Annotated in this window: 3 protein-coding genes; all 3 read left to right on the top strand. The window is 57.1% G+C overall.

The annotated features are described in order from the left end of the window. Positions 1-602: 602 nt before the first annotated feature. The 3 genes from EOL86_11775 to EOL86_11765 are packed head-to-tail and all read left to right on the top strand — an operon-like array spanning position 603 to position 4,347. A complete protein-coding gene (locus EOL86_11775; GenBank protein NCD26253.1) occupies positions 603-3,098 on the top strand; it encodes a hypothetical protein in 2,496 nt (831 codons plus the stop codon). A 2-nt stretch (positions 3,099-3,100) separates the two neighbouring features. Continuing rightward, positions 3,101-3,745 carry a PEP-CTERM sorting domain-containing protein gene (locus tag EOL86_11770; protein ID NCD26252.1) on the top strand — a complete coding sequence of 215 codons (645 nt, stop codon included), beginning with the start codon at positions 3,101-3,103 and terminating at the stop codon, positions 3,743-3,745. Beyond that, positions 3,745-4,347, top strand: a complete 603-nt coding sequence (locus tag EOL86_11765) for a hypothetical protein (protein ID NCD26251.1) — start codon at positions 3,745-3,747, stop codon at positions 4,345-4,347. The genes EOL86_11770 and EOL86_11765 overlap by 1 nt, the downstream gene beginning before the upstream one ends. The last annotated feature ends 917 nt before the right edge of the window (positions 4,348-5,264 follow it).

Below are 5,264 nucleotides of genomic sequence, written 5' to 3'. Positions count from 1 at the left end.
TGGTTCGCAACCAAAGGAACCCCAACCTGGTCGCCCGCCTGTTCGAACACCCCCGTGTCCGCTATGCAGCTGTATAACTATTATATTGCCGGATTAATAGTATCCTGGACAGCCGGTCGTGACGGGTTGTTGTTGGATGTATTTTATTGGCGGGCATAATGGATTTCGTGATCCACGCCGCTTGCCCGGCGTTGCAGGCATAAAAAAGAGGCGCGAACTCCAACTCGCATCTCTCCCTAGGCACTGGCATGCCCATACCGAAACACAAAGCTGAAGCCGCGCCCATACGGGCGCGTCTTCGCTCAGGTCGTCTCGGTATAAAAACTGCCAGTTTTTGGGAGAAACGATACTGCGCGTTAACGCATTAAATTGTCTAGATGGCTATAGATCCTTCTCTTCCTCTTGCTTTGGAATGCGGATTGCTTGCATTCCGATGTTGCTAGGATACCTCGCTCACCCTACCCGAATCCAGCCCAATCGCCGTCTCTTCCAAAACCCCCGTACGACTGATAAAAACGCTCGCCAAACGGAAATAATCGCGAGAGAATGACAGGCCAGTTCACTGGGTAAGAGATGGGCAATGGAAAGTGCATAGCCTGTAGATGCATCAAAGGAGGAAGATGATGAAGACTCGAACCCAAAATGTCGTTTGGCTGATCGCGCTTTGCTTCTCGCTCATCTGTCTGCACTCATATGCAGGGGACACCGCTGCCTTGTCTGCGGAAGATGAACGCGCTTACTCGGTGGCGCATACTTCTTGGCAACGCATGACGGATGTGAATGCGGAAGTCGGACTGCCGTCTTTCGGCGAAGAGCCCAGGCGAGAGGAATTCGTTGGATTCTCCGCGTCACAAAAGGCAGAGGCCGAAGACGCGGCGACAGCGGCGAAGGCCGCAAAAGAGAGATGGCAGCAGAAAATCGAGGCCGCGCAACCCATCCTGCGCGATTTGAATCGCCCTAATGCGGCTGAACCTACCGACTACCGATCAACAGTTGCCAAACAGGAAAAAAACCGCCTGTTGAGCGTGGCCGATGAACGCTGGGCCAAGCGGGACGAGGTGGAGTGCAAGTTGGATGAGATTGCAGCCCGTCTCGAAGTCGAAAGGAAAACCCTTATTGGGAAGGATCAATATGCGGTGCTGGCTGGCGAGTTGGGCGGTGAGCCCGTTTGGATCGTTAGCCAAAACCAGATTGCCGCCGCATCCATCAGCGCAGACGAGCTCTGGCCAACAAATCTGACGCCTTGGGCATCTGCAAGCACGGGCCTAGGCCTCACCGGGACCAATATCGTGCTCGGCATGTGGGAAGTGGACGGGGCCGTCCGCGAATCGCATGTTGAGTTCCAAAGCCGAGTCGTTCAAATGGACCAGAACGCCACCAATCCCGTTCCGCTAAACTATCACGCAACGGGCGTTGCGGGGACCATGGCCGCCGGAGGTGTCAGCTACTTTGGTTCGTATTACGGCCACGCCATGCGCGGCGTAGCCTATCAAGCCAATGTCGATGCGTTTGACATCAATTATTTCAGTTCCGAACTTCCAGATGCGGCAGCGGGGACGACCAATGAGTCGGGCTTGAGACTGTCCAACCACTCATGGAGTCTAGCCAACGGCTGGAGGTTGCAGGATGAACCGGTTTCAAATGCATGGGTATGGCGGGGGCCTTATGGCTTAGCAGAAGATCCGAAATTCGGTTTGTACACGCCTATACTTGATGACGGAACGGGCTGCGAAGATCTCGACGAATTTCTCAATGCCAGCGCCACAAGGCACCTGTTGATCTATTCCGCCGGCAATGACCGATTATCCGGCCCTGGTATTGCCACAAACTATTATATAAAAAGCGGAACCAACTGGGTTCACATCACGAACCCGGCAGCCAATGAGCGCGACTGGAGAAATGGAGATGGCGACACCTACGGGTTCGACACGATGGCGGCGCCTGGGACCGCAAAGAATGTGCTGACCGTCGGCTCGGTACTCGATGTATACCATATGATTGATTCCTATGCTTACTTGGGCTACGCCTCTAACTCTCCCATGGCATTGTCCGGATTTAGCGCTTGCGGCCCGACCGACGACGGACGAATCAAGCCGGATGTGGTCGCTGTGGGTGAAAGACATCCGGAGTTGAGACCCTTCAACCTTGTCACTCCGGACTCGGACGGCGACAGCGATTGGCAATATCAGCAGGGCACCAGTTTTGCCGCGCCGGGTGTGACCGCTGGTCTCGCTTTGCCGCTGCAAAGACGCGGACAGATATTCCCGAGTCTGAATACTGAAGTTGACGATTATCGAGGCTCGACTCTGAAAGCTCTCGCCATTCATGCTGCCGATGATCTCTGGAACGCCGGGCCCGACTATCTGACGGGCTGGGGACTTTATAACTGCGTTTCGGCGGTTCGCCAAATTGAACTCGACGCCGCCGACGGACGCGGCACCCATATCAAGGAAATCGAGCTGGCTGTCGGCGAAACAAATTCCTGGCTGGTCATGCTGGATGGCTCCCCTTTCAAACTCACAGGAGTTTGGAGCGATCCGCCTGGTGTCCCGTCCACAAATGTCACCATCGATCCGACCACGCCCATGCTGGTGCACAACATCGACCTGCGCGTGGAGACGGTAGACGGCTCGCAAACCTTCCTGCCTTGGGTGTTGAATCCCGACCTCACGAACAAAACCGAAGCGGCCAGAGCCGCGGCCGCGACAACGGGCTATGATGATCGCAACAATATCGAGCAGGTCGTGATTGCCGCTCCGGCTACGGGAATCTATCGCATTGTCGTCGTCCATTCAGGCGGACTGCCTAGCGGGCCAACACCCACCAACCAATGGGTGTCCGTTTTGACTTCCGGCGATACCCCGCTCCCGCCAAAGATCACCCACATCGAACGCTCGCTTTCCACCAATCAATTTCTGGTCGAGTTTGAATGCGGACCCGGCGAATACCTGCACCTTGAAACCACCACGAATCTCCTGACAGACGGTTCTTGGGCGACGGTGGGAATGCTGATCACTGAGTCGTGGAGCAACGCCATCCTGCCGGAATTCGATGTGGATGTTCGTTATTGGCGGCTCCGCCGGGAAACGGGAGAGTGACCATGAAAACCCCGGCGCGGCTGATTGGTGTTCTTGCACTTGCCCTGTCGGCGGCAACGCCGTGCCGGGGAATTGTCGCGGTCACTTGGCTGGCCGAGCCAATTGTCCTTTGGATTGATGGAAGCGGGCAATGGACGCAACGCGAGCGGCTGGACCTGAACGGCGATGGTTTTACCGACTATCTCTTCGGAGCGAATCCCGCATCGGTTGGAGTCAGGTCTGAAAGCGGCAACCAATATATGGTTCGGCCTACCGGTGGAAACGATATTGGCGGGCCGATGGAGCCACTTCCCAGCGGATTCGAGATCGGCCCTAACAGTGGAGAGGACGGATTGGACTGGTTTGGTGAAAATGGAGAGTTCAACAGTCTGATCATCTGCATGGAAGGCTCTGGGGGGTATACCTGCGTCGGGGGGTTCCCGCGTTCCTACATGGGCATCGAATTCGACATCGCTGGAAACACCCATTATGGATGGATCGATTTGTTTGCGTCGTCTGACAGTCCCTATGCCGAAATCTACGGTTGGGGTTACGAGACCGATCCAGGCGTCGGCATTCTTGCGGGTGCGGGAGCCGTCCCGGAGCCTGCCACCTCCGCCCTGCTGGCAGCCGGGGGTCTCTTTCTGGCCCTGCGGCGTAAATGGTGATGAACTGCGCCGTGCACAGCTTCTTAGCATTGTCGATAGTATGCGGCGTGTTGGCTTTCGGCCCCGGCGCAAGCGCGTTCCCGAGCATCGTATGGTCGGGAATACAGGACATCGACACCGGCTATTTGCCAATGGATTTGAATCAGGATTCCATTGTCGATTTTCTGTACACATTCAATTTGATGGCGGAATTCTCTGTGACATCACAGGGCGCAAATCAGGCCGGGGGTCCGTTGTCCGCCGGAACCGTGATCGATCAATCGCTTTCGGACTATTGGCAAGGCGGTTCGCAGACAATGGTGCAATGGATAAGGCTGCTTGACGACAATACGGTGAGTTCCGGGCCGTGGGCTGGAATTGAAAATGGCTATATGGGGCTGGAATTCGAGGCGGATGGGCAGACATACTACGGATGGGCGCGAATCACGGCGGATTATGACGATATCTATGTGGTCATCCATGAATGGGCATATGAATCAACCCCGGGCATCAGCATCTCCGCCGGGGCAACCGGAGTGATACCGGAACAGGCGACAGTCACGCTGATATGCATTGGCGGATTCGGCCTTGTTATTTGTAGGCGGCGCAGAACCAACATGTAAGCTGTTCTTACAACGAGGTTTTCCATACTATGGAAAATATTTTGTCGAATAATCCACGCAATGGAAAAACTTTTCGCCGTTTTTCCACACAATGGAAAGAATTTGTCCACACTGTGGAAAACTCGGTTTTAGGGCTGTTTTCGGGGGTTTTAGGCTGCTCGCTCGGGGCTGTTGAGCGGAGCACGCGGCGCCCCATGTGAGTCGTAGAGCGCGCCCGACCGAGTGGCCGAGAAAACGGCGCCCGCCGAAGGCGGGCAGCGCCCTCAGCCGCAGCCGCCTCGGGTGCGGCGTAGGGCGCGGCCGTTTTCTGGCCGCGAGGTCGGGGGTTCTACGCGCTCTCAGGCGAAACGGGGGCGCTGCGTGCGCAGCGAGGATCTACTCAGGGGGCTGTTAAAAATTCCTAGAGGATTGAGAGACCATGCCGCGGAGCGCCCATCGGGCGCGACCCCAGTCCCGAACGCGTCCGCGCGGTCGGGACGGTGCCGGGCGCGGTCCAGAGTCCGCGCCTGGCAGGTAGGCCGCCGAAAAGCAAGTGGCCCCGAGTTTCACGCGTAGCGGGACACTCGGGGCGAGTTGCAGGCGGCCTTGCAGCGCCTTTCGAGGCCATTTTTTGGGTGAAATGAAGGCGCGGGGGGCATTTTTAGCCCCCAAAGCGCCGAAATGAGCCCGAAAAATGGCCTGGAAAGGCGCGGACGGACAAGCGGCGTTGGAAATCCGCCGTCAGGCGGATTTGAACGACGCGCGTAAGCGAGGGCGTAGCCCGAGCGCGGATCGGAGGCGGGGTTGGGCTCGCGGCGGGCTGCCGCGTACCGCATCTCCGCGCGCGCCCCCACCCGAAGCCCGCAGACCTCTGAGGATGTCCGTCAATCATATTTCTGATCTTTTCAAGCCTCCCGGGCAGGCGCGGCGAGGAGCGC

The organism is Deltaproteobacteria bacterium (assembly GCA_009930495.1).
Lineage (GTDB): Bacteria > Desulfobacterota > Desulfovibrionia > Desulfovibrionales > Desulfomicrobiaceae > Desulfomicrobium.
Note: the sequence above shows the minus strand (reverse complement) of the source record. Positions and strands in the feature narration are given on the sequence as shown.

Coding starts and splice junctions, on each gene's coding strand:
- EOL86_11765 (NCD26251.1), top strand. CDS start 3,745: ATGAACTGCGCCGTGCACAGCTTCTTAGCATTGTCGATAGTATGCGGC.
- EOL86_11770 (NCD26252.1), top strand. CDS start 3,101: ATGAAAACCCCGGCGCGGCTGATTGGTGTTCTTGCACTTGCCCTGTCG.
- EOL86_11775 (NCD26253.1), top strand. CDS start 603: ATGCATCAAAGGAGGAAGATGATGAAGACTCGAACCCAAAATGTCGTT.